The sequence below is a fragment of the Clostridium sp. genome (genome assembly GCF_029258205.1).
Classification (GTDB): Bacteria; Bacillota; Clostridia; order Clostridiales; family Clostridiaceae; genus Sarcina.
In genome coordinates this window covers 1-25,859 of record NZ_JARHZJ010000103.1, presented here as the reverse complement: position 1 = coordinate 25,859, position 25,859 = coordinate 1, and the positions used below count along the sequence as shown (strand labels likewise).

Here is a 25,859-nt window from a genome sequence, read left to right as displayed (position 1 = left end):
TTAGCACTTGTTCCTCCGTCTTGACTATAAACTTTTCCAGATTGATCAGGACTTTTAGCTGCTTCACCTTTTACAGCATTTACTTTAAATCCAGCATTAGTTAACTCTGATTTAGCCTCATCTACAGATTTACCAGTTACTCCTGGAACTGTTTTTTCAGGCTTAACATAATCATCATAGTAATTAATTGTTATAGTTAACTTTTCTCCTTCCTTAATTGTAAGAGATCCTTTTTGACTTTGGCTATAAACCTTACCAGCTTCTCCTTCATTTTTAGCATGGTCACCTTTAACAGCATTAGCCTTAACACCAGCATTATCCAATATTGATTTAGCTTCATCTACACTTTTACCTGATACATCAGGAATATTTAAAGTTATTGTTTTTATTTCTTTACCTTTACTTATAGTAACATTTACTTTAGATCCTTTATCTACAGATTCATTAGGATTAGGGCTTTGATATATAATTTCACCTTTATGAACACTATCACTATATTCTTCGTTAACATCCCCTATCTCTAAACCTAAACTTTTTAACGTTCTCTTAACACTGTCTAAATTCATTCCTGCAAAGTTTGGAACTTTTATCTGTCTTTCTCCACCACTAACAGTAAGTTTTACTTCGCTACCACTCTTAACAGTAGTATCTACACTTGGATCAACTTTTAAGACAATTCCTTTATCTTTATCACTTTCTTCTGTAACCTCTAATACTTTTAATCCTAAGGATTCTAACTTACTTTTAGCCTCTTCTTCATTTTTTCCAACAACATTAGGTATTTTAACACTTTTTCCACCTTCTACAAATTTTTTCATACCAAAGAAACCAAGAGTTATTCCTAATGCAACAACTAAAATAGTTACAAGTATCATTAATATTGGTGATTTCTTTTTATTTTTGTTAAGAGTTTTTTGAGGCTTATTCTGAATATTATTTTCTTCTTCATTCTCATCATCTTCATAATATTCATAATCATCTTCTTCATCATCCTCATCAGATTCCGATTTATTAATTTCAGTCTTTGGAACAACAACTGGAGACATAACTCTTGTAAATTGGTCTTCATCTTTTGAAGATTTTGATGATATTATAATGTTTGGATCCTTTTTTATCTTTTCTAAGTCACCTATTATTTCCTTAGCAGTTTGATATCTATTAACTGGATCTTTTTCCATAGCCTTCATTATTAAATCATTTAAACTATTTGGAATATTTTGATTTATATTCTTAGGAGGTATTGCCTTCTCCTGTATATGTTTTACAGCTACGGTAACAGGTGAATCACCATTAAAAGGAACAACCCCAGTAACCATTTCATACAATACTATTCCTAAAGAATATAAGTCCGTTCTATAGTCAGTGTAAGTTCCTTTAGCTTGTTCTGGTGAAAAATAATGTGCTGATCCCATAACACTATTAGTATGAGCTATTGTTGAAGAATCCATAGATTTAGCTATTCCAAAATCAGTTACTTTAACAACGCCTTCTTCTGTAACTAATATGTTTTGCGGTTTAACATCTCTATGTATAATTCCATTTTTATGAGCACATTCTAAAGCTTTAGCAACCTTTATTCCTATGCTTATTGCAACCTCATAAGACAAAGCTCCTTTTTCCTTAATTATATCTTTCAAAGTTTTACCTTCAACATATTCCATAACAATATAATTAATATCATCTTGAGTGCCAACATCTAATACATTTACCACATTGGGATTAGATAAGTTAGCAATAGCTGTAGCTTCTTTTTTAAATCTTCTAACAATTTCTTCATTGTTTTTAAATTCGTCTTTTAGTATTTTAACAGCTACGAATCTATTTAATTTTCTACATCTAGCTTTATATACAAATGACATGCCACCTTCGCCTACGCACTGAAGCAACTCGTACCTATTCCCTAAGATCTTATCTATCATTCTATTCCTCTCCTCCAAAAACTAACACTGTAATATTATCTTTTCCTCCTCTTGCTTTAGCCATCTCAACTAATTCATTGCATGTTTTGTCAAAATCATTAGATTTAATTACTTTTTCCCAAATTTCATCCTCGTCAACATCATTACTTAATCCATCTGTGCAAAGTAAATATGCCTTATAGTCATGTCTATCAACTTTAAATACATCAACATCAACATTTGAATTAGTTCCTATAGCTCTGGTTATTACATTTTTTCTTGGATGATTTTTAGCTTCTCCCTCTGTAATACAACCACTATCAACAAGTTCTTGAACTAAGGAATGATCCTTTGTTAATTTTTTTATTCCATTTTCATTAATGCCAAAACAAGCACTATCACCTACATTAGCAATATAAACCATATTTTCAACTTCTAATATAGCTGTTATTGTTGTACCCATACCAGATAAACCAGAACTTTCTTGACTCATACTATATATTTTATTATTCGCATGTAAAATTGCATCTTTTAAAAGATTGTCTAATGATATAATACCGAAATTTTCTTTAACAAAACAAATAATGCTCTCCACAGCCCTTTTACTAGCTACTTCTCCAGCATTATGTCCACCCATTCCGTCGCCAACTACATATATTGAAAATTCATCTTCTCTAGAATAAGATAAAAAATCTTCGTTTAATTCCCTAACGTTTCCTTTATCTGTTATAAATCCTAACATAAAATTCCCCCCTACAGCTTTAACCCTTTTGACTTAATATAACTTCTTCTCAATTGACCACAGGCTGCATTTATATCTGAACCCATCTCTCTTCTTACTGTAGCTTCTACTCCATATGTTTTAAGAGTATTTAAAAATGTTTCTATATCCTTCTTAGTAGATTTTTTAAACTCATTTTCCTTTATTTCATTTACAGGAATTAAATTAACATGACAAAGCATGCCTTTTAATAATCTTCCTAAGCTCTTTGCATCTTCTTTAGTATCGTTAACTCCACTAACTAAAGAATATTCAAAAGTTATTCTTCTTCCTGTTTTCTCAATATAATAATTACAAGCATCTAAAATTTCGCTAATTGAATATTTATTAGCTATTGGCATTATTGTTTTTCTCTTTTCATCAGAAACAGCATGTAATGAAATTGCTAAAGTTACTTGCATTTCTTTATCGGCCATTTCACGAATTTTTGGCACAAGACCACATGTTGATAATGTTATATGTCTTTGCCCTATATTTAAACAATAATCAGCATTGACAAGTTCTAAGAACTTCATAACATTATCATAATTATCTAATGGTTCTCCACTTCCCATTAAAACTATATTAGATATTCTCTCACCTATAAGTTTCTGTCCAATTAAAACTTCTGATAATATTTCTCCTGCAGTTAAATTTCTTACCATTCCTTCTAGAGTAGATGCACAGAATTTGCATCCCATTCTACATCCTATTTGTGTGGAAACACAAATGGAATTGCCATACTTATATTTCATAATAACACATTCTATTATGTTTCCATCACCTAATCCTAAAAGGATTTTTCTAGTACCATCTTCATTAGATGATAAGTAATCTATAACTTCAGGTATACCTATATAAAAATTTTCTGAAAGCTTGCTTATTAGATTTTTAGGAATATTTTTCATATCTTCAAAGTTAAATACTTCTTTTTTGTATATCCAATCAAAAATTTGCTTTGCTCTAAAAGCACTCTCTCCATTTTCCTTCATCCATTCTTTTAGTTCTTCTAATTTAAAATCTAAGATGTTTTTCATACAGTCTCACCTTCCATCTTTATCCTTATCGCTCTTTACTTTCTTTTTTTCTTAAGCTTAGCAATAAAGAAACCATCCATGTACTTATTAGGTAATATGGTAACACTTCCGTTATCATTATATACCACATTATCAGCCTTACCTAAAAATACCTTTTCCACTTCGCAGTCTGAATTTCTTTCTACGAACCAATCTATAACTTCTTCATTTTCTTTTTTATTTAAAGTACAAGTAGAGTAAACCAATTCTCCATCTTCTCTTAAATAATTCCAAGCATTTTTTAATATTTCTTTTTGAATCTTAACAACTTCTGTTAAATCATTGTTCTTTTTATTCCATTTTATTTCTGGTTTCTTTCTTATAATTCCAAGTCCTGAGCAAGGTACATCTAATAATATTCTATCAGCCCAGTTAATATACTTAGAATTTATTTTTGTAGCATCTCCTAGTTCAACTTCAACGTTAGTTAAACCTAATCTATCTATGTTTTCTTTTATTAAAGCTAACTTATGGTCATGAATGTCAAAAGCTACTACTTTTCCCTTATTCATCATTAACTCGCCTATATGAGTTGCTTTAGTTCCTGGTGCACTACATAAATCCATAACTTGCTTATCACCATTTAAATTAAATAAAGGAGCTACTAACATAGCACTTTCATCTTGAACTGTTATTAATCCTTCTTGATAAAGTTTATTTTTCTCTATTGCACTACCTTTTTTGATTATAATAGCTTCAGGTGAAAATGCACCTTCCTCTATATCATATCCCTCTTCTTCAAGTCTTTCATAAACTTCATCATAATCATTCTTACATGTATTAACTCTAACTGTTACATACGGAACTGTATTTAATCCTCTAAGTATTCTTAAAGCATCATCTTTCCCATATTGCTTTATAAACATTTCTATCATCCATCTATCAAAAGAAAAATCATAGCATAAAGCTTCGTTATTTCTTAAACCAACTTTAAAGTTTTTATTTTCATTTCTTAAATAATTTCTAAGAACTCCATTTACGAACTTAGCTAAATTAGGTTCAGTTTCTTTAGTTAAATTTACAGCCTCATTAACTATTGCATATGGAGGAACTCTGTCTAAAAATTTCATTTGATATATAGCACTTCTTAATATGTTTACTACACTTTCATCTATCTTACCAATATCAGCAACAAAATTTGAAAGAATTATATCTATCATTTTTTTGTATTTTATTGTTCCATAAACAACTTCTGTTATTAACCCCTTATCTTTTGGATCTATATCATTAGATGCAAATTGCTTATTTATTTCTATATTTGAATATGCTCCATTTAATAAGACATTGTTTAATATTTCAACTATTATTTTTCTTGCATTCATATTCTAACCCCTAATCATTTGAATTTCTGTTACTTATAGCTATAAGTCTTACTAATTGTAAAATAGCCATAAGTGTTGCTGCAACATAAGTTAGTGCTGCTGCACTTAATACCTTTCTAGCTCCATCTACTTCTTTATCATATAATATTCCTCTTGCCTCTAAAAGTTTTAAGGCTCTTGATGATGCATTGAATTCTACTGGTAGTGTCACTAGTTGAAAAAGTACAACTACTGAGAATAATATTATACCAATAGTTACTAAAGTACTATAACTAAATAGTATTCCAATAAAAAACAAAATCCATGATAAGCTTGATGAAAAATTTACTACAGGTACTATAGCATTTCTAAAAACTAATGCAGAATAAGATTCTTTATCTTGTATAGCATGCCCAACCTCATGAGCTGCTACTCCTATAGATGCTACAGAGGTACTTCCATAAACATCAGATGATAACCTTAAAACCTTAGATCTTGGATCATAATGGTCACTTAATCTTCCTGGTACTTGTTGAATTTCTACATCTTGAAGTCCAGCATCATTTAAAAGAATTCTGGCAACTTGTGCACCAGTATATCCATTTATACTTCTAACTGTACTATATTTGTTAAATGTACTAGAAACTTTAAATTGTGCCAATGCTGATATTAAAATCGCTGGTATAAGTATTAAATATGTTGGATCAATATAATATGGATAAAACATACCATCACCCTCTTAAATTATTTTAAAACTTTACCTATTTCTATTGAGTTTCCATTTATAAATTGCTCTACAAATAGTTGCTTACTATTTGGAAACTGTAATTTTTCTATAACAAGTATATCTTTTCCAGTCGAAACCTTAATTCCTGTTTTATCTACAGCTATTATAGTTCCAGGTTCTTTATTACTATCCCCTTTTTCAACTCTAGTTTGATAAACTTTCATTGTAGTATCATCATATGAAGTTAAAGCTACAGGCCAAGGATTTAATCCTCTAACTAAATTATGAATATCCTTCGCTGAAATAGACCAATCAATTTTAGCTATTTCTTTATTAAGCATTGAAGCATAACATGTTTCCTCTTCATTTTGCTTTTCTGGAGTTATTTCATTATTAATTATTCCCTTTATAGTTCTAACTAATAACTCTCCTCCTCTTTCACTTAAAATATCGTGTAATTCTCCTGTAGTCATATTATCAGTTATTTCTACTTCATCTTTTAAAAGCATATCTCCAGTATCAAGTCCTACATCCATAAGCATAGTTGTATTTCCCGTTACCTTTTCTCCTTTGATTATGCTCCAGTTTAAAGGTGCTGCTCCTCTAAACTTAGGAAGTAATGATGCATGTAAATTTATACATCCATACTTAGGAATATCTAAAACCTCTTTAGGTAATATTTGACCAAAAGCTACTACTATTATGAAGTCTGGCTCCATATTTTTTAATTCTTCTATAGTTTCTGGTTCATTTTTTAATCTTAAAGGTTGATAAACTGGTATGTTATTTTCTAAAGCAACTTCCTTTACAGGTGACATACCTAATTTTTTTCCTCTTCCTTTTGGTCTATCTGGCTGAGTAAAAACAGCTTCTACTCCAAATTCATTTATTAAGCTCTTTAATGATGGAACAGCAAAATCTGGTGTTCCCATAAATACTATCTTCATGTCATATTCCTCCTTAGTCTTAAAGTTCATGATCTATAAAAAGTATTCCATCTAAATGATCATATTCATGTTGTATAGCTCTTGCTAAAAATTCTTCTGCATCTAATACAAACTCATTTCCATTAACATCTAAAGCCTTTATCTTTATTTTATTAGCTCTTTTTACTGGTTTCTGTCTACCTGGCAAACTTAAACATCCTTCGTCATCAGTTTGTTCTCCACTTTTTTCTAATATTTCTGGATTTATAAATACTCTAGAACCAGCTCCATCCATAGCATCAACAACAAAAATCCTCTTTAGTATTCCAACTTGTGGTGCTGCCAATCCAACTCCATTATTTTCATACATAGTTTCTATCATATCTTCTACTAAAACTTTTATTCTATCATTAATGTCATCAACTACTCTACATTTTTTTCTTAATATTTCATCATCATTAAATCTTAAGTTTCTTATTGCCAAAATAGCTTCCTCCTTACATTAAACTATTAGGATTTATATCTAAACCAATCTTAATCTCATTATAAACATCTTTAGATAATTCATAAACCCCTTTTTTTATTTTACCACATACCTCTAAATCTAATTTTCCCTTAATTAGAATTTGCCATCTATAAACATTTTTTATTTTACTTATAGAACAAGGACATGCTTCATATATAAATATATTATCATATTCTTTTAATATATTACGCAAATACATCTCTAATTTTTTTGCAAAAGTCTTTACTTTTATTTCTCCCTTTGCACTTAAGTTTATTAAAAACAAATCATCAAAAGGTGGATATGCCATAAGTTTTCTTATCTTTATTTCTCTTTTAAAGAATTCTTCATAATTATTATCCCTTGCATAGATTAAAGCATAATGTTCAGGAGAATAACTTTGAATTATTACATCTCCTTTTTTATCACCACGACCTGCTCTACCACTTACCTGAGTTATAAGTTGAAACGTCTTTTCACTTGACTTATAATCTGGTAGATTTAAAGACATATCAGCAGCCATGACTCCAACTAAGGTTACATCTGGAAAATCAAGACCCTTAGCTATCATCTGAGTTCCTATTAATATATCTGCTTCTTTACTTTTAAATGAGTTATAAATTTCCTCATGAGAATTTTTCTTTCTTGTTGTATCTACATCCATTCTTAAAACCTTTGCCTCTGGAAAATAATTATGTACAGCTTCCTCCAATTTTTCTGTTCCCACTCCAAAATGTTTAACATAATTACTACCACACTTAGGACAAACTTTAGGCATTCTTGCAGTATTTCCACAATAATGACAAACTAAGTATCCATTATTATGATAAGTCATTGATATGTCACAATTATTACATTTAAAAACAAATCCACAACTTCTACAAGAAACAAAGGATGAAAATCCTCTTCTATTTAAAAACAAAATTATTTGTTCTTTTTTCTCCAATCTATCTTTTATCTTAAAATATAAATTCCTACTAAACATTGTTTTGTTATTTGATCGTAGTTCTTCCCTCATATCAACAATAGATACATTAGGAAGCTCTGCATTATTAACTCTATTTTTAAGTTCAATTAGTTCATAATTCCCTTTAAGTGCTTTATAAAAACTAACAACACTAGGAGTCGCCGAACCTAAAACAACTTTACAATTTTTTAGAAAACTTAAATATTCACAAACTTCTATAGTATTATATTTAGGATTAATATCTGATTTATAACTACTTTCATGTTCTTCGTCCACTACTATTAGCCCCAAATCATTAAAAGGTAAAAATATAGCAGATCTTGCTCCTATAACAACCTTAACTTGATTATTTTTAACCCTATACCATTCATCATATCTTTCTCCATCTGAAAGTCTACTATGAAAGACTGCTACATATTTTCCAAATCTTCCTTTAAATCTTTCAATCATTTGAGGAGTTAGTGCTATTTCTGGTACCAATATTAATGAACTCTTTTCAAAAAGAAGCATATAACTAACTAAATTCATATATACTTCTGTTTTTCCACTTCCAGTGATACCCTTTAATAAAAATATATTTTTATCGCTTTCTAAAATATCATCATATGCTCTTATCTGTTCTTCATTTAAACTTTTAGGTGGATAAGATTTAAACTCTCTTAAATTTCCCCTTAAAACTCTTACTTCTTCACTAGAAGTACAACCTAATTCTATTAATTTATTTATCATATATATTGATATATTAAAACTTTTATTCAATTCCGCTTTTGTGAAACCACCACTATTTTCTTGAATTAACTCTAAAGCTTTTTTTTGTGACTCACTTAATTCTTCTATATACTTTTTAAATACTATAACTTGTTTTGTTTTCTCCTTGTTTCCACTCATTATTTTAGGTGGAATCATAACTCTTATAGCATCTATATACTTACATAAATATTTCTCTCTTAAAAATTTAATAAGCTTTAAAGAATCCTTACTTAATAATGGTTCATTATCACAAACATTATATATAGATTTATATTTTATACTTTTATTTTCAACATTATCTAATATTTTTAAAACAAAACCTTCAATTTTTTTATTTCCATTTCCAAAAGGAATAAGAACTCTATGTCCAACCTTTATATTATGAACTAAATCTTCTTTAATCTTATATGTAAAAGGCTTATCAATTGTAACAGCTTCACTATTTACAATTACTTCAGCAAATTTCTCCAAAATAATCACCCTTGTTCATATAGAATAAAAAGGCGCAATTAGCGCCCTTTTATAATATCAAATATATTCTTTGCAACTTCTCTTTTAGACATCTTTTCTAAAGATACCTCTTTCCCAGATTTGCTTATTATAGTAACTTTATTCTCATCACTTTCGAAACCTGTTTCCGGCTTACTTATATCATTTGCAACAATATAATCTAGAGTTTTACTCTCTAGTTTGCCCTTAGCATTTTCTGCTACATTGCTACTTTCTGCTGCAAAGCCTACTAAAATTTGATTTTTTTTCATATCTCCAAGAGTTTTTAGAATATCTCTATCTCTCTCAAAAATTAAATTTAAATCATCACTTGTTTTTTTAATCTTTTCATTGCTAAAATTTTTAGCTTTATAATCTGCTACAGCTGCTGACTTAATAACTATATCAGCATCCTCAAATTCATTTTTTATAGCATCAAACATCTCTTCATTTGTTTTTACATCAATAACTCTAATTCCATTAGGTTTTCTTAAAGAAGTAGGTCCTGATATAAGAACAACTTCTGCTCCTCTATCTCTAGCTTCTTCTGCTATTGAGTATCCCATTTTACCTGAAGATCTATTTGTTAAAATTCTTACTGGATCTATTGGAACTATAGTAGGCCCTGCAGTAACAACAACCTTTTTACCAACTAAATCATTAGTAGAATGTAACCTTCTCAATGTTTCTTCTGCAATAATTTGGGTATCTTGAAGTTTACCTTTCCCCTCATCACCACATGCTAATCTTCCGCTAGCTGGTTCTATAAATTCATAACCAAGCTCCCTTAGAAGATTTATGTTCCTTTGAACTATAGGATTTTCATACATGTTTGTATTCATCGCAGGACAAAAAACAACTGGCACCTTTGTTGCCATTATAGTTGTTGATAACATATCATCAGCTATGCCATTTGCAACCTTTCCTATAATGTTTGCTGTAGCTGGTACAATAAGCATTAAATCTGCTTTTTTCGCTAGTGATATATGCTGTATTTCCCAAGCCTTTGGTTCAGCAAACATATCTGTTATAACCATGTTTTGACTTAATGATTGAAAAGATAATGGTGTTACAAACTCAGTAGCGGATTTAGTCATTATTACATGTACTTCTACATCTTTTTTTCTTAATCTGCTTATAACATCTAATGCTTTATAAACAGCGACCCCTCCACTTACTCCTACAACAACGCATTTCTTATCTTTCATAGCTCTTATTTCTCCTCAGTATCTTTGTAATTTACAAATCCTTGATCTATTTCATTTATAGCTATTGTTAATGGTTTATTTGACTCAACATCAACAAAAGTTTCTGCTCCGTCAATTATTTGTCTTGCTCTCTTAGCACTTAATATTACTAAAGAATATCTATCTTCTACCCTTTTTAATAAATCAACGATTGATGGATTAATCATAGAGTTGTTCATGCATTTCGTCCTCCTTTGACTCTAATATATTTTCTTTTAATCTATCTACTCTACATTTTTCTGCTAATAATATAGCCTCTATTTTCTTTACTGCATCTTCTACATTATCGTTAACTACTGCATAATTGTATTTTGACACATAATTAATTTCTTTATAAGCTGACTTAAATCTAGTCATTAAACTTTCTGGTGTTTCGCTACCTCTTTTTATTATTCTTTGCTTAAGCTCTTCCATTGAAGGAGGTAATATAAAAAGAAATACTCCATCAGTAGCTTTTTCTTTAACTTTTAAAGCACCTTGTATATCTATTTCTAATATTACGTTTTTTCCTTCCTCAAGCATTTTTTCAACACTTGATTTAGGAGTTCCATAATAATTTCCATATACTTCAGCATGCTCAAGGAAATCATCCTCTGCTATTCTTTGTTTAAATTGTTCTTTTGTTAAGAAATGATAATTTACACCATCAACTTCTCCTACTCTAGGATTTCTAGTTGTAGCAGAAACTGATATAAATATATCATCATTTTTTTCTAATAAAGCTTTACAAATAGTTCCCTTACCTGCACCTGAAGGACCTGAAATCACTATTAATATACCTCTATTGTCCTTATGTATCTTATTCATCATCTTCAACAACTACTTCTTCCTTAGTTGATAATCTGTGAGCAACTGTCTCAGGTTGAACAGCTGAAAGAATTACATGATCTGAATCTGTAATTATTACGGCTCTTGTTCTTCTACCATAAGTTGCATCTATAAGCATACCTCTATCTCTAGCTTCTTGTATGATTCTCTTTATAGGTGCTGATTCAGGACTTACTATTGCTACTAATCTATTAGCTGAAACTATGTTCCCAAAACCAATATTAATTAATTTTATACTCATTTGCTACCTCCTATTATTCTATGTTTTGAACTTGTTCTCTAATCTTTTCAATAATATTTTTTATATCTATAACCTTATTGGTTATTTCTAAATCTGTTGACTTTGATGCTATTGTATTAGACTCTCTGTTCATTTCTTGTACTATAAAGTCTAACTTTCTACCTATTGGTTCATCTAAAGTTAAAGTTTTTCTTAATTGATTAATATGACTTCTAAGTCTTATTATCTCTTCATCAATTGAAGCTTTGTCAGCAAAAACTGCTACTTCCATAGCTACTCTGTTTTCATCTACTGGAACTTCTCCTAATAAATTCTTAAGTCTATCCTCTAACTTTTGCTTATAGGCAACAACAATGATATCTGCCCTTTCTTCTATAAAAGCTACTATTTCTTCTATAGAGTTGCACTTAACTAATATATCACTAGCTAATTTCTCACCTTCAACTTTTCTCATAGAAATCATATTTTCTACAGCAATATTTAATAGTGAGTTTATCTCTTCCCATATAGCTTCTAAATCTTCTGATTTTTCTTCTATAGTTATTACATCTGGGTATCTAGCAACTAATGATAAACTTAAGTCGTCTTGCATATTAGGAAATAAGGACTTTAATTGTTCTAAAGAATTTACATAACTCTTAGCTAAATCTTCATTTAAAACAGCAACTCCTTGAGTTTTAGCATAATCTTTATAATTTATAAAGATATCAACTTTTCCTCTGCTAAGTTTAGAAGAAATAATATTTCTTATCTTTTCTTCTAAAGAAACCATACTTCTTGGCATTCTTATGTTCATGTCTAAATATCTATGGTTTACACTCTTTATCTCTATGGAAAACACTCTATCTTTTCCCTCTTCACTAGTTGCTCTCCCAAAACCAGTCATACTTTTAACCATAAAGAGAGCCTCCTTAAAAATAATCTAAATATAGATTAATATAAAATTCAAATAATAACAAGCTGTTCTTCACAAAATGTTAACATTTATTTTTATAAAGACTTATTTCTTCTATCTAAAAAGACTTTACTTAAATCTCAAATTATTTTTTATTAAATAACTCTCAATTTTAAAGTAAAGTCTTTCAAGTACATATTATAAATATTATAAATAAAATTTATTCTTATTTTAACCTATCATCTTAGTAATTAATGGTAGACAAAGTTTTATTATAAATATAATTGCTAAAACTATCATTACCATTGATAATTCTTTTTTATCTTCTTTATTTTTAGTAAAGATATTATGCAATATATTTAATATTACATATGCTAAAACTCCAATCGTTAATCCATCACCTATACTATAGGTTAAAGGCATTAAAGCTATTATTAAGAATGCTGACACTGAATCTGTAATATCACTAAAATCTATTTTTAGCACACTAGTTAGCATTAAATATCCAACATATATTAAAGCTGGTGCAGTAGCACATGCTGGTACCGCTACAAATATTGGTGAGAAGAACATTGCTATGAAAAATAAAGCTCCTATTGTTATAGCTGTTAATCCTGTTCTACCACCTTCTTCAACTCCAGTAGCACTTTCAACATAAACCGTTACAGTAGATGTTCCAAGTAAAGCACCTGCGGTAGTTGCTATAGCATCTGTCATCAATGCTCTACCAGCATTAGGAACTCTTCCTTTTTTATCTAACATATTAGCTCTTGAAGCTACCCCTATTAATGTTCCTACTGTATCAAAAAAATCAACGAATAAGAATGTGAAAACTATAGTTATGAAATTAAATACATGCTGTGGTGAAGTTAAATATGAAAAATTAACTTTACCTGCTATTGGAGCTATTGATTCAAATTTAAATATTCCATTTGGCAAATAAATTCCCATACTAGCTGCTGCTTCAGTATTTATTAAAGCATATCCCCAAGCTAAAAGAGTTGAAACTACTATACCAACTAACATTGAACCTTTAACTTTTTTCTTTTCTAAAATTACTATTATACAAAGTCCAACCATTGCTATTAACATTTTAGGACCAACTTCTCCCATAGCAACCATTGTATCTGGATTTCCAATAACCACTCCAGCTCCATTAAATCCTATAAAGGCTATGAATAAACCTATACCTGCTGTAACCGCATATTTTAAATTTATTGGAATTGCATCAACAACAGCCTCTCTTACTTTAAATAATGATAAAAGTATAAATATTATTCCTTCTACGAAAACGGCTGTAAGAGCTACTTCCCAAGAAATTCCCATTCCTATAACTACTGAAAAAGTAAAGAATGCATTTAACCCCATTCCAGGAGCTAGTCCAAATGGTAATTTCGCATAAAATCCCATTATTAAACATCCAATAACTGCTGATATACATGTTGCCGTTACTATAGCACCTGCTGGCATTCCAGCTGCACTTAATATAGATGGATTGACAGCTATTATATAAGCCATTGCTAAGAAACTTGTTGTTCCTGCTAAGATTTCTCTCTTATATTCACTTTTATTCTCAGGTAAAACACGTAAATTTCTTTCTTCCTTTAAAACATGAATTTTATTTTCCATAAAAAACCTCCACATTTCTCTTAAGTTCATAAATATAAAAAAGCTATTTTAGGTTTAGTAAACTTAAAATAGCTTTTATCCAATTATTGAATAATAACTTTAATAAAGTTTACTATTAACATTTGCCACTTCTAAATACGAACATTTTTATACAAAATGAACTTTTTATCTGTCTACGAATGTTATTGTACACTATTCGGAGTTATTATTCAATAATTATCGAATATTTTTTATTATTATTTTTTTAATGTATGTGTTTAGTATCTTTCTTTCTCAAAACTATGTTTAATATATCTATAATCTTTATTAAAACCAAGAAGAGTTAAAAGCTTTATTCTAGCTTTTTGACTTGGCATACTTTCTCCAAATATAACTCCAAGTTCTTTAAGATTTTTTCCTCCTCCAAGATATCCATAGCTATCACTTACTCTTCCTTCAAAGCATCTTGAAGTAAGTACTATAACTATTCCCTTATTTAAAGCATCCTTTATTGAATCAACCATAGTTGGTGGTACATTCCCTCTTCCTAAACCTTCTATTATGATTCCATCATATTTTTTATCTATACAATGATATATAAAATCTCCATCCATACCTGCCGCACATTTTATTATGGCTACTTTTTTATCAATAACTTCTAATGGTATAAAATCTTCCTGTGGAACTCTTCTATCAAATATTACCTTATTATTATCAACTATTCCTATTGGGCCAAAATTAGGTGTTCTAAAAGCATTTAAAGCCATTGAATTAGCCTTAGTTACCTCTGAAGCACTATTTAATTCCCCATTAAAACAAACTAAAACACCTCTATTTTTTGCTTCATCTGATGCAGCTGTACATATTGATGCAGCTAAGTTAGCTGGTCCATCATATCCTAACTCTGATCCACTTCTCATAGCTCCAGTAAATACTATTGGTTTACTTGTCTTAGTTGTTAAATTAACAAAATAAGATGTTTCTTCTAGAGTATCTGTTCCATGAGTTACTACAACCCCATCTATATCCTCTCTCTCTACTAAAGCATTTATAAATTTTGATAGTTCAAGCATTATCTCTGGAGTAACATGTGGACTTGGTAATGAAGAAAAGCTATGTGACTCTATTGTTGCAAAGCTTTCTATTCCTGTTACCATAGCCATTATTTCCTCTCCTGTCAGACTTGGGACTGCAGCCTTTATTCTATCATCAACTTTCATTGATATTGTTCCACCATTAAAAATTACAGCTATTTTCTTCATGAGTACCTCCTAATTTCTTGTTTATTTGACTAAGTATCATTTGCCACACTGCTTATTATAATTAAATTAAAAATTGTATTCAATCTTTGTAAATTTTAACTTAAATTAAATACTAATAAACTATAATAACTTAATCATTTCCTTAATAATTATAATCTTTTTATAAATTTTATAAAACTAATAATTGTATTGTAAAATTTAAAAGATCATATCAAATTTTATTTTGATATGATCTTTAAATATAATAATTGACTTAGAAAATAATACAGATTAAGTTTCCTTCACCTTCATTAATAATTCTTTGAAGAGTTTTTTGAATCTTACTTTGAATATCATCTGGCATCTTATAAAGTTTACTTCTTAAACCTTCTTGAACTAATGTTTCTAATGACTTACCAAACATATTACTTTGCCATAATTTTTCCGGATCACTTTCAAATTGCTCAAGTAATGTTTTAAATACCTCTTGAGTTTCTTTTTCGGTTCCCATTATTGGGCAAATTTCTGTTTGAATATCTGCTTTTATTAAATGTAGACTAGGAGCACTAGCCTTAAGTTTAACAACATATTTTGAACCTTGCTTATCAATATCAGGTTTTTCAAATTTCATTTCTGATAATTGAGGAGCAACTAATCCATAACCTGTTTCCTTAACACTATTTATTGCTTCAGCTACCTTATCATATTCAGATTTTGCTTTATGCAAATCTTTAATTAAAGATATTAAATCACTTTCATCATTTAATTCTTCATCACACATCTCACTTATTATTTTATAGAAGATGCCATTTTTAGGAGTCATTTTAACTCTTACAGTTCCATCTCCTAAATTCATCTCACTTATATCAGCTACTCCTAAAAAATCTTCTCCATAAGTACTAAGTAGATTCTTAACGTCTCTAATTTTTGATATGTTTTTACACATGTCTTTAACTATGTCTATAAAATTAGATTTTAACCAATGAGAAGGCTCTAATTTTTCAATCCATCGTGGCATGTCTATATTAATTTCCTTAACTGGAAATTCTTTAAGTACTTTTGTAAATAAATCGTTTATGTCATTTTCATTCATATTGGCTACATCCATTATTTGAACTGGAACTCCATATCTGATTTCTAATTCTTGTTTTAAGTCTAAAGTCTCTTCTGCCTTTGGATCTAATGAATTAAGTACAATTATAAAAGGTTTGTCTATTGATTTTAACTCAGCCACTACTCTTTCTTCAGCCTCTAAGTAATCATCACGATCTATACCAGTTATACTTCCATCTGTAGTAACTACTAATCCTATTGTTGAATGGTCTGTTATTACTTTTCTAGTTCCTATCTCAGCTGCATCTTCAAATGGAATTTCATAATCAAACCAAGGAGTATGAACTTTTTTAGATTCTCCCTCATCAAAATAACCATTAGCACCTTTAACAATGTATCCAACACAATCAACCATTCTAACACTAAACTTAATACCATCATCTAATACAATTTCTACTGCCTCATTAGGTACAAATTTAGGCTCTGTTGTATGAATAGTTTTTCCTGATCCACTTTGTGGTAATTCATCCTTTGCTCTTTCCTTTTTATAAGCATTATCAATCTTAGGTATTACCATTAAGTCCATAAATCTTTTTATAAATGTAGATTTACCTGTTCTTACTGGCCCAACAACTCCAACATAAATATCTCCCTGTGTTCTTTCTGCTATATCTTTGTATATATTGAAATCTTCCAAGATACACCCTCCTATAAATATTATTAACACTATATATATATTAGAAACTTTCAAAAAGTATACTGTTTAGTAAAATATATTTTTACTTTAATTGGAATATAATTTTTAACTATTTGATTTAAACTTCAACTTTCTCTTTCTAATATTATGTATTAATATTATTTATTCAAATAACTCTAAATAAATGCTACTTATTTTAAATAATTTTATTTTTTTAATATCTAAAACTCAATATAGTTTTATAACCACATACAAAACAAAATTTTTGTAAAACGAATACCTTTTAATTAATACAAAAAGAGATAGAAAAGCTTCTATCTCTTTTTAAAGTCAATTTTATATTTCTTCTTTTTTCTTATCTCTTTCCATTAAAAGGCTTACAGCATTTTCTACCTTTGCTCCTTCAAAAAGAACTTTATATGCTATATCAGTTATAGGCATTGTTACTCCTTCTCTTTCTTTTAAATCATAGAAGGCTTTACAAGCTTTTATACCTTCAACAACCATTCCTACTTCTTCTATAGCTTCTTCAGCAGTTTTGCCTTGTCCTATAAGTATTCCAGCTCTTCTGTTTCTTGAATGCATACTTGTACAAGTAACTATTAAATCACCCATACCAGTTAACCCAAAGAAAGTTTCAGCTTTTCCACCCATTTTAATTCCTATTCTAGCTATTTCAGCCATTCCTCTAGTCATTAATGCTGCCTTAGAATTATCTCCATATCCTATACCATCACAAACACCTGACGCTAATGCTATAATATTCTTAACAGCGCCTCCAATTTCAACACCTATGATATCATCATTAGTATATATTCTAAAGTTTTTATCCATAAATAGGTCTTGAACTTTTTCTGCACATTCCATACATTCTGAGCTTGCAACTAAAGTTGTTGGAATTCCATTTGAAACTTCTTCTGCATGACTTGGCCCAGATAAAACTACGACCTTATTATTTGGTAATTCTTCATTTATAACTTGAGATAGTCTCAAATTAGTACCCTCTTCTATTCCTTTAGCTATATTAATAATTATCACATCATCATTAATTTTGCCTTTTAAATTTCTACAAGTTGTTCTTATAACATGAGAAGGTACTGAAAGAACTACATATTCTGCCCCATTTAAAGCTTCATCTAAGTCTTTATAAGCAGTGACATTAGTAGGAATAGTTACATCTTTTATATATTTATCATTTTTTCTGTTTACGTTAATATCATTTATTACATTTTCATCTCTACTCCATAGAGAAACCGTAACACCTTTATTTGCTAATAATATACCTAAAGAAGTTCCAAAACTTCCAGCTCCTAAAAAAGCCACTTTACTCATAAAATTACTCCTTTCTAGCTCTATATTCTATTTCTATTCCAGTTCCATCAAAATCAAAACTTTCTCTTAATTGGTTTTCTAAATATCTACCATATGAGAAATGTAATAGATTAGGATCATTTACAAAGAACACAAACTTAGGTGGCTTTGTAGCAACTTGAGTAGCATAGTATATCTTTAATCTCTTTAAAGCTACAACTGGTGGCTCTTTCATTAAAACAGCCTTACTTATAACATCATTTAATAAGCCAGTTGAAACTCTCTTAGAGTAATTGTCATAACAATATTTAGCTGTTGATAATATTTTATGTACTCTTTGTCCTGTTAAAGCTGATATAAATAAATATTTAGCATATGGAATAAACTTAAGCTTTTGTTGTAAGTCTTTTTGATAATTGCTTAATGTTTTATCATCTTTTTCAATAAGATCCCATTTATTAACAACAACCATAATTGCTTTATTCATCTCATGAGCGTATCCTATTATTTTTTCATCTTGCTCAGTTATTCCTTGCTCAGCATCTATTACAAGTATAGCTACATCAGCTTTCTCTATAGCAGCATAAGTTCTGATTACACTATATCTTTCTATTTCTTCTTTTACTTTGCTTTTCCTTCTTAATCCAGCAGTATCAACAAGAATGAATTTTCCCTCTTCTGTTTCTAGGTAACTATCTATAGAATCTCTTGTTGTTCCTGGAACATTACTTACTATAACTCTCTCTTCACCTAATAACCTATTAATAAGTGATGACTTCCCTACATTTGGTTTACCTATCATAGCTATTCTAATATATTCATCATCTTCTTCATCCTCTGAAGGATCATTGAAATATTTAACAACTTCATCTAACATATCTCCAAGACCTAATCCTTGAGATGCTGATATAGTTATAGGATCTCCAATCCCTAAATTATAGAACTCATAACTATTTTCTTCTAAAGCTAATCTATCTATTTTATTAACTACTAAAACAACAGGTTTTTTACTTTTTCTAAGCATTTGTGCAACTTCTTGGTCAGCAGCAGTAAGTCCTTCCTTACCATCAACAACGAATACTATTACATCAGCCATCTCTATAGCAATCTGTGCTTGTCTTCTCATTTGTTTGACAATTATATCACTACTTTCAGGCTCTATTCCACCTGTATCTATCATTGTGAATTTTTTATTTAACCATTCTGATTCTCCATATACTCTATCTCTAGTAACTCCTGGTGTATCTTGTACTATTGAAATTCTTTTTCCTGCTAATTTATTGAAAAGAGTCGACTTACCTACATTCGGTCTTCCAACCATAGCAACTATTGGTTTACTCATTCTTATTCCTCCTCACAGTGTTCATTTATTAAGTCTATTAGATCTTCCCCTGTATAGCTACAAACTATAACTTTAACTCCCAATCTTTCTTCAATATCCTTTGCTGTCAAATCATCTAACATTATTCTTTGAGTTATATCTCCTGGCTCGTAACCTTTTCTAAACATGTTATCTGCCATAATTAAGTATTCACTATCAATGTTATCTTTAAGTTGAGCAATAACATCTTGACCTGTTAAAAGTCCTGCCACTGTTATTGTATGACCAAAGAAATCATTTAATATAACCTTACACTTAATATCTATATTATTATTTGCTTCTCTTATATCAGTACAAACCTTATCTAATTCTTTAAATGCAGATGTTCCTGTAATAAGAGTAAATTTACCTTTTCCACTTTTAGTTAACTTATTCTTTATATCTTGTGCCATAGTTTCTCTTAGAAGTCTTATCATTCCAACTCCATCTTCTATTTGCTCATATCCATTATAGAATTCTTCATTTGGAACGTCTTCTTCTGCCATAACATAGAATTCATCTGATAGTCTTATAAATGGACTTCCTATTTCTTTCATATATTTTTCTTGAAGAACACTTATTCTATCTAACTCTTCTTTAGCTGTTTCTTTATTATATATTTCAAGGTCAGCTAATCCTTCTCTAAACTTTGTTATTCCAATTGGTACAGCTGCAACATTCTCAATTGAAGGACGTAATTTATAAAGATCTTCTACAGTTCTAACTAATTCGTCTCCATTGTTTATTCCTGGCATAACAACTATTTGAGCATTTACAGTTATACCTGCATCAGCTAACTTTTGTAATCTTTCATATACATTCCCTGCAAATCTATTATTAAGAATTTTTTTTCTTAACTCTGGATTTGTTGTATGAACTGATACATTTATAGGACTTATTCTATATTTTATAATTCTATCAATATCTTCATCCTTCATATTTGTTAAAGTAACAAAGTTACCTTGTAAAAATGAAAGTCTTGAATCATCATCCTTAAAATATAAAGTTTTTCTCATTCCCTTTGGTAATTGATCTATGAAACAAAATATACATTTATTTGTACAACTCTTAGCTTTGTCTAGGATGGCCTCTTCAAACTCCACTCCTAAATCTTCTCCATATTCCTTTTCTATCTCAAATTCCCAAACCTCTTTGTTTGGTTTTAATATTTCTATTTCAACGTATTCGTCTGCTAATAAAAATCTATAATCAAGTATATCTTCAACTTTAGTACCGTTTATGCTTAATAGTATATCTCCTTTTTCAAAGCCTAATTCCTCACCAATTCCTCCTGGTAAGACTTCAGCAATTCTACTTTTCATATGCTTCACTCCTATTTTAGTACTATCTATGTTATATTACCTTAATTAAATAATGTAGTCAACTGAAATAACTTTATACCTATATATTATATTTTGTTTAAATTACTAACTTTTTACTTAACTTTTAATTTAATTATTAACTTTTTCATTAAGCTTTAAACTATATTATTTAAATATTAAAAAGTAATCCTCTAAATAAAATTTTGAAGATTACTTTTCATAACTTTATCTTAATTTTATCATAACAAAAAAATTTTTAATACATATCTAATAATGTAATAAATAGTATCAATTTAAACATATTCTAAAATGTTAATTAACTAAAATTATATATTTATAGGTATAGTTATTTCTATTTTAGTTCCTACTCCTAACTCACTAGTTACATTTATCTCTCCATTAAAAAGTATAACTATATGTTTAACTATAGCAAGACCTAACCCAGTTCCACCACTTTCTCTACTTCTAGCTTTATCTACTCTATAAAATCTTTCAAATATCCTTGGAAGATCCTCTGCACTTATTCCAAGTCCATTATCCTCAATAACTAAACTAAGATTCATATCACGATTATAACTTTTAACTCTCACCATTCCACCTTTTTCAGTATATTTAACAGAATTGCTTACAAGATTTAATAGCATTTGTTTAAACTTATCCTTATCTCCCATAAGAACACAATTACTATTTGTATCTAAAAAAATTTCCACACCTTTTTTCTTTGCTTGATCATTTAATAGCATATAAACTTTATCAATTTCTTCATCAACATTAAATTCTTCCAAAACAGTACTTCTTTTTTGTTCTATTTCATAAAGACATAATATATCCTCTAAAAGTCTTGCTAATCTATCTGATTCTTCATCTATTATGCTTAAAAATTTATTTCTAGTTTCATCATCATCTACATATCTTAATGTTTCTGCAAAACCTTTAATTGATGTAAGTGGAGTCTTAAGTTCATGAGATATATTAGCTACAAATTGGCTTCTCATGTTTTCAAGCTTTTTAATATCTGTAATATCTTGTATAACCACAACTGTACCTATTATTTCAGGTTCATTTATTATACTTGCTTTTCTTATTTTTAATATTTTGTAGTCATCCTTATAATTAACTTCGATTTCTACTCTATCTTTCCCATTACAAAAAGCCTCTATTATCTCTTTATCAGTTATATAATCCAAAAGTTTATTTCCAATAATCTCTCCATTTATCCCAAATATTTTTTTAGCATAAGGATTTATCATTAAAATATTCATATCCCTGTCAAAAGCTATTACTCCACTTTCCATACTTTTTAATATCGCTTCTAAACCATTTTGTTTATCCTTAAATTGCTCCATAGTTATTTCTAATTGTTCTGCCATATAATTAAAGCTTTTTCCTAGTCTTTGAATTTCATCATCTTTAGAATTAATTTTTACTCTCTTATGAAAATTGCCACTTGCAATAGTAGATGTCAATTGTTCTAGTTCCTTTAATGGATTTAATATTATATTGGTTATTTTAACAGTTAATAACAATGCAATTAATAAGGATAATATACCGCCTACTACTAGATAATTACTATTTATTCTATCTAGTATTTTTGCGTTTTCAACAGCTATTGATGTTCTAACAATAGAACCATCCTTAAGTTTGAGTGCACTATAAATCATGTTTTGATTAAGATCATTACTATATCTTACACTACTTCCTAAGCCACCTTCTGTGGCTTTTATTATTTCCTCTCTTTTAAGATAACTTTCATTACCATTGATTAACTTTTTATGTGTATCAAAAATAACATTTCCATCCTTACTGATATATGTTATTCTTATATTTTTCATATCATTACTTGATTCTATTTTTTCTAATTCACTCTTAATATTTCCATTATCATTCTCTAATAACAAAGCTATAACCTTATTATATTCATTTAAAACATTCTTTGATTCTTCTAAATATTTATGATTGGATATTACTAAATACACAGTAGTCATTATCGCTAGAAAAAATGTTATTATTAGTGTTGTAAAAATAATAATCCTTTTCTTCATTTATTAATCCACCTTATTCAATAAATATTGATGAAAATAATCTTCCTGAATTTTCTTGACTTTGTCTATAACTATGCATCTTAACTTCTTCTTCACAATAAGTACAAATTCCAACAGAAGTTATATTTTCTTTTTTGACAATATCCTGAATTTGAATTTCTATACATTTCTCAAGATTTAGCATTCTTCCCTTACATACGTTTTCCCCAAATTTTCCACTGAATTTATTAGCTAAATCTTCACTTACTTCATAACAACATTGTCTTACATGAGGGCCTATTATTACTTTAATATTTTCACACTCATATTTGTCTTTCATGTATTCACAAGTTTTCCAAACTATTTTATTATATGTTCCTTTCCACCCACTATGAATAGCTGCAATCACTTCTTTTTCTTTATCATAAGCTATGACTGGTACACAATCTGCTGTAAACACCCCTATAAGTGTATTTTTATCTTTAGTAACTATAGCATCACAATCTATATTCCCTTTAAGTTCTTCTCCAGTTGCATCAATAAAATCACTACTATGTATTTGATTAACATAAATTACCTTATCTAGTGAAAATATTTCCTTTAGATTCTTTAAATTTTTCTTTCCATCTTTATCTTCTTTTTTATAATTAACATTATTTAATGCAGTTGAAAATTTAACTTTTATATTTTCATCATTAAAAACTATAAACTCTTTATTATTTATTATTTCTCTATTCATAACTTTCACCTCAAATAATCTACTTATTTTACCATATTATCATATTTCAACTTTTTGTTAAATTAAATTCAAGTTAAATATTATTTAAGTATATAGATAAATTAAAACAAATAAAAAACTACCTTAAAGAATTTTCTTTAAGATAGCTTAAAATTATTTCATTAAACTTTTTATTTCTTCCATAAAGGTATTAATATCTTTAAATTGTCTATATACAGAAGCAAATCTTACGTATGAAACCTCATCTATATCCTTAAGTCTCTCCATTATCATTTCACCTATGTAATCAGACTTTATTTCTACCATCATTTTATTACTTATGTTTCGTTCAATATCAAATGCTATTTCTTCTATTTGCGCCCTAGATACAGGTCTCTTTTGACATGCTTTAATTAATCCGCTTATAATTTTTTCTTTATTAAAACTTTCTCTACTTAAATCCTTTTTTATAACAAGTATTGGTATATCTTCTACCTTTTCATAAGTTGTGTATCTCTTAGAACATCTTAAACATTCTCTTCTTCTTCTAATTGCATTGTAGTCTTCTGCTGATCTAGAATCCACAACTTTACTTTCTTCATAAGAACAGTAAGGACATCTCATTTTAAAATCCACGCCTTTCTCTAAGTTGTAATAATATTATACCCTCTTTTTTGCTTAATTTCTATATATATTTTTGAACATCTAATATATTTTTCCCTTTTGAATCTATTAGTATAACATCTACTCCAACTTTATATACATCAGACCATTCTATTTCTATATCCTCTGACTTACTAAAAAATGATGTTTTTTCTCCAGGTATTATAATAGATAATATTCTATTATCATCACAATCTATTTTAACATCAGCTATTAGGCCTAACTTTTTACCTTCACTTACATCTATCACTTCCATCGCCCTTAAATTATTTAAAGAAAATAAATTTTCTTCCATATTCAAACTCCTCCTAACCATATAATTCTTATATTTAATTTATATGTTTAATTTTTATATTTATTAATTAGAAGAAGTAAAAAATACTAAATAACATAAGATTTTTAATTTTCCCATAAAAAATAGAGCTCAAGAGAGCTCTATACATACTTTCTCATATGCTTTAATGCTATTTTTTCCAACCTTGAAACTTGTGCTTGAGATATACCAATTTCATCAGCTACCTCCATTTGAGTTCTTCCATTAAAGAACCTTAAATTCAATATAAGTTTTTCTCTATCATTCAATTTCTTCATAGCTTCCTTTATTGCTATATTTTCAAGCCAACTATCATCTTGATTTTTTGAATCACTTATCTGATCCATGACATATATTGCATCTCCACCATCATGATAAATAGGCTCAAACAAAGAAACTGGATCTTGAATTGCATCTAAAGCAAAAACAACATCTTCTCTTGGAATTTTAAGTTCTTTTGCTATTTGAGATACAGTAGGCTCCTTATTATTTTCGTTTACTAGTTTATCTCTTACCAATAAAGCTTTATAAGCTATATCTCTTAAAGATCTACTTACTCTTATAGTGTTATTATCCCTTAAATATCTTCTTATTTCTCCTATTATCATCGGCACAGCATAAGTTGAAAATTTAACATTTTGTGATAAATCAAAGTTATCTATAGATTTCATAAGTCCTATACAACCAACTTGAAATAAATCATCTACGTTTTCTCCTCTATTATTAAACCTTTGGATTACACTAAGCACTAATCTCAGATTCCCCTTGATAAATTTTTCTCTAGCGCTTGTATCTCCATTTTGCATTTGTAGCAATAATTCTTTCATTTCTTTTTCTTTTAAAACTGGTAATTTAGCTGTATTGACTCCACATATCTCTACTTTATTTATCATCATAATTGAAATCAACCCCTTCGAAGTAATTCCCTTCCGCATTTTAATT

The 25,859-nt window shown here is 28.8% G+C and carries 24 protein-coding genes; all 24 read right to left on the bottom strand.

Annotated elements, in window-relative coordinates; genetic code table 11:
• On the bottom strand, positions 1-1,919 hold a 1,919-nt coding region (gene pknB / locus Q1J60_RS12630), incomplete at its 3' end, for a Stk1 family PASTA domain-containing Ser/Thr kinase (protein WP_300262952.1).
• 1 nt (position 1,920) lies between these two features.
• On the bottom strand, positions 1,921-2,640 hold the full coding sequence (locus tag Q1J60_RS12625; RefSeq protein WP_300262949.1) for a Stp1/IreP family PP2C-type Ser/Thr phosphatase: 720 nt from the start codon (positions 2,638-2,640) through the stop codon (positions 1,921-1,923).
• Between the two features lie 11 nt (positions 2,641-2,651).
• Entirely contained in the window at positions 2,652-3,695 is a 1,044-nt protein-coding gene (gene rlmN / locus Q1J60_RS12620; RefSeq protein WP_300262945.1) for a dual-specificity RNA methyltransferase RlmN, read from the bottom strand.
• 35 nt (positions 3,696-3,730) lie between these two features.
• Entirely contained in the window at positions 3,731-5,056 is a 1,326-nt protein-coding gene (gene rsmB, locus Q1J60_RS12615; protein ID WP_300262942.1) for a 16S rRNA (cytosine(967)-C(5))-methyltransferase RsmB, read from the bottom strand.
• A gap of 10 nt (positions 5,057-5,066) precedes the next feature.
• Positions 5,067-5,762, bottom strand: coding sequence for a zinc metallopeptidase (locus Q1J60_RS12610; RefSeq protein ID WP_300262939.1), 696 nt, complete (start codon positions 5,760-5,762; stop codon positions 5,067-5,069).
• Positions 5,763-5,779: 17 nt separating this feature from the next.
• Entirely contained in the window at positions 5,780-6,709 is a 930-nt protein-coding gene (gene fmt, locus Q1J60_RS12605) for a methionyl-tRNA formyltransferase (RefSeq protein WP_300262937.1), read from the bottom strand.
• Between the two features lie 19 nt (positions 6,710-6,728).
• Positions 6,729-7,172: a peptide deformylase gene (def, locus tag Q1J60_RS12600; protein WP_300262934.1), complete on the bottom strand. Its 444-nt coding sequence runs from the start codon at positions 7,170-7,172 to the stop codon at positions 6,729-6,731.
• Positions 7,173-7,185: 13 nt separating this feature from the next.
• On the bottom strand, positions 7,186-9,381 hold the full coding sequence (gene priA / locus Q1J60_RS12595) for a primosomal protein N' (RefSeq protein WP_300262931.1): 2,196 nt from the start codon (positions 9,379-9,381) through the stop codon (positions 7,186-7,188).
• Between the two features lie 38 nt (positions 9,382-9,419).
• Complete coding sequence (coaBC, locus tag Q1J60_RS12590) at positions 9,420-10,607, bottom strand: bifunctional phosphopantothenoylcysteine decarboxylase/phosphopantothenate--cysteine ligase CoaBC (protein ID WP_300262928.1); 1,188 nt, start codon at positions 10,605-10,607, stop codon at positions 9,420-9,422.
• A gap of 5 nt (positions 10,608-10,612) precedes the next feature.
• A complete protein-coding gene (gene rpoZ, locus Q1J60_RS12585; RefSeq protein WP_300262925.1) occupies positions 10,613-10,825 on the bottom strand; it encodes a DNA-directed RNA polymerase subunit omega in 213 nt (70 codons plus the stop codon).
• Positions 10,806-11,456: a guanylate kinase gene (gmk, locus tag Q1J60_RS12580; RefSeq protein WP_300262922.1), complete on the bottom strand. Its 651-nt coding sequence runs from the start codon at positions 11,454-11,456 to the stop codon at positions 10,806-10,808. The genes rpoZ and gmk overlap by 20 nt, the downstream gene beginning before the upstream one ends.
• Positions 11,446-11,715, bottom strand: a complete 270-nt coding sequence (gene remA, locus Q1J60_RS12575) for an extracellular matrix/biofilm regulator RemA (RefSeq protein ID WP_003458433.1) — start codon at positions 11,713-11,715, stop codon at positions 11,446-11,448. Before remA ends, gmk begins: the two co-directional genes overlap by 11 nt.
• A 13-nt stretch (positions 11,716-11,728) precedes the next feature.
• Positions 11,729-12,613 (bottom strand): YicC/YloC family endoribonuclease, encoded by an 885-nt coding sequence (locus Q1J60_RS12570; protein WP_300262919.1) that lies wholly within the window; start codon positions 12,611-12,613, stop codon positions 11,729-11,731.
• Between the two features lie 228 nt (positions 12,614-12,841).
• Positions 12,842-14,239, bottom strand: a complete 1,398-nt coding sequence (locus tag Q1J60_RS12565; RefSeq protein ID WP_300262918.1) for an NCS2 family permease — start codon at positions 14,237-14,239, stop codon at positions 12,842-12,844.
• Positions 14,240-14,496: 257 nt separating this feature from the next.
• Positions 14,497-15,480, bottom strand: a complete 984-nt coding sequence (locus Q1J60_RS12560; RefSeq protein ID WP_300262915.1) for an asparaginase — start codon at positions 15,478-15,480, stop codon at positions 14,497-14,499.
• A 253-nt stretch (positions 15,481-15,733) separates the two neighbouring features.
• Entirely contained in the window at positions 15,734-17,209 is a 1,476-nt protein-coding gene (gene spoIVA / locus Q1J60_RS12555) for a stage IV sporulation protein A (protein WP_300262912.1), read from the bottom strand.
• 336 nt (positions 17,210-17,545) lie between these two features.
• Entirely contained in the window at positions 17,546-18,541 is a 996-nt protein-coding gene (locus Q1J60_RS12550) for an NAD(P)H-dependent glycerol-3-phosphate dehydrogenase (RefSeq protein WP_300262909.1), read from the bottom strand.
• Positions 18,542-18,545: 4 nt separating this feature from the next.
• Positions 18,546-19,862: a ribosome biogenesis GTPase Der gene (gene der, locus Q1J60_RS12545; RefSeq protein WP_300262906.1), complete on the bottom strand. Its 1,317-nt coding sequence runs from the start codon at positions 19,860-19,862 to the stop codon at positions 18,546-18,548.
• A gap of 2 nt (positions 19,863-19,864) precedes the next feature.
• Positions 19,865-21,202, bottom strand: a complete 1,338-nt coding sequence (locus Q1J60_RS12540) for a DUF512 domain-containing protein (protein WP_300262903.1) — start codon at positions 21,200-21,202, stop codon at positions 19,865-19,867.
• Positions 21,203-21,528: 326 nt separating this feature from the next.
• Complete coding sequence (locus Q1J60_RS12535) at positions 21,529-23,244, bottom strand: HAMP domain-containing sensor histidine kinase (protein WP_300262900.1); 1,716 nt, start codon at positions 23,242-23,244, stop codon at positions 21,529-21,531.
• A 13-nt stretch (positions 23,245-23,257) separates the two neighbouring features.
• On the bottom strand, positions 23,258-23,962 hold the full coding sequence (locus tag Q1J60_RS12530; RefSeq protein ID WP_300262897.1) for a purine nucleoside phosphorylase YfiH/LACC1 family protein: 705 nt from the start codon (positions 23,960-23,962) through the stop codon (positions 23,258-23,260).
• A gap of 153 nt (positions 23,963-24,115) precedes the next feature.
• Complete coding sequence (nrdR, locus tag Q1J60_RS12525; protein ID WP_300262954.1) at positions 24,116-24,565, bottom strand: transcriptional regulator NrdR; 450 nt, start codon at positions 24,563-24,565, stop codon at positions 24,116-24,118.
• A gap of 61 nt (positions 24,566-24,626) precedes the next feature.
• A complete protein-coding gene (locus Q1J60_RS12520; protein WP_003458476.1) occupies positions 24,627-24,899 on the bottom strand; it encodes a YlmC/YmxH family sporulation protein in 273 nt (90 codons plus the stop codon).
• Between the two features lie 140 nt (positions 24,900-25,039).
• The gene (gene sigG / locus Q1J60_RS12515; protein ID WP_003449454.1) at positions 25,040-25,813 is read right to left on the bottom strand and encodes an RNA polymerase sporulation sigma factor SigG; all 774 of its coding nucleotides are present in this window, start codon (positions 25,811-25,813) and stop codon (positions 25,040-25,042) included.
• Positions 25,814-25,859 lie beyond the last annotated feature (46 nt).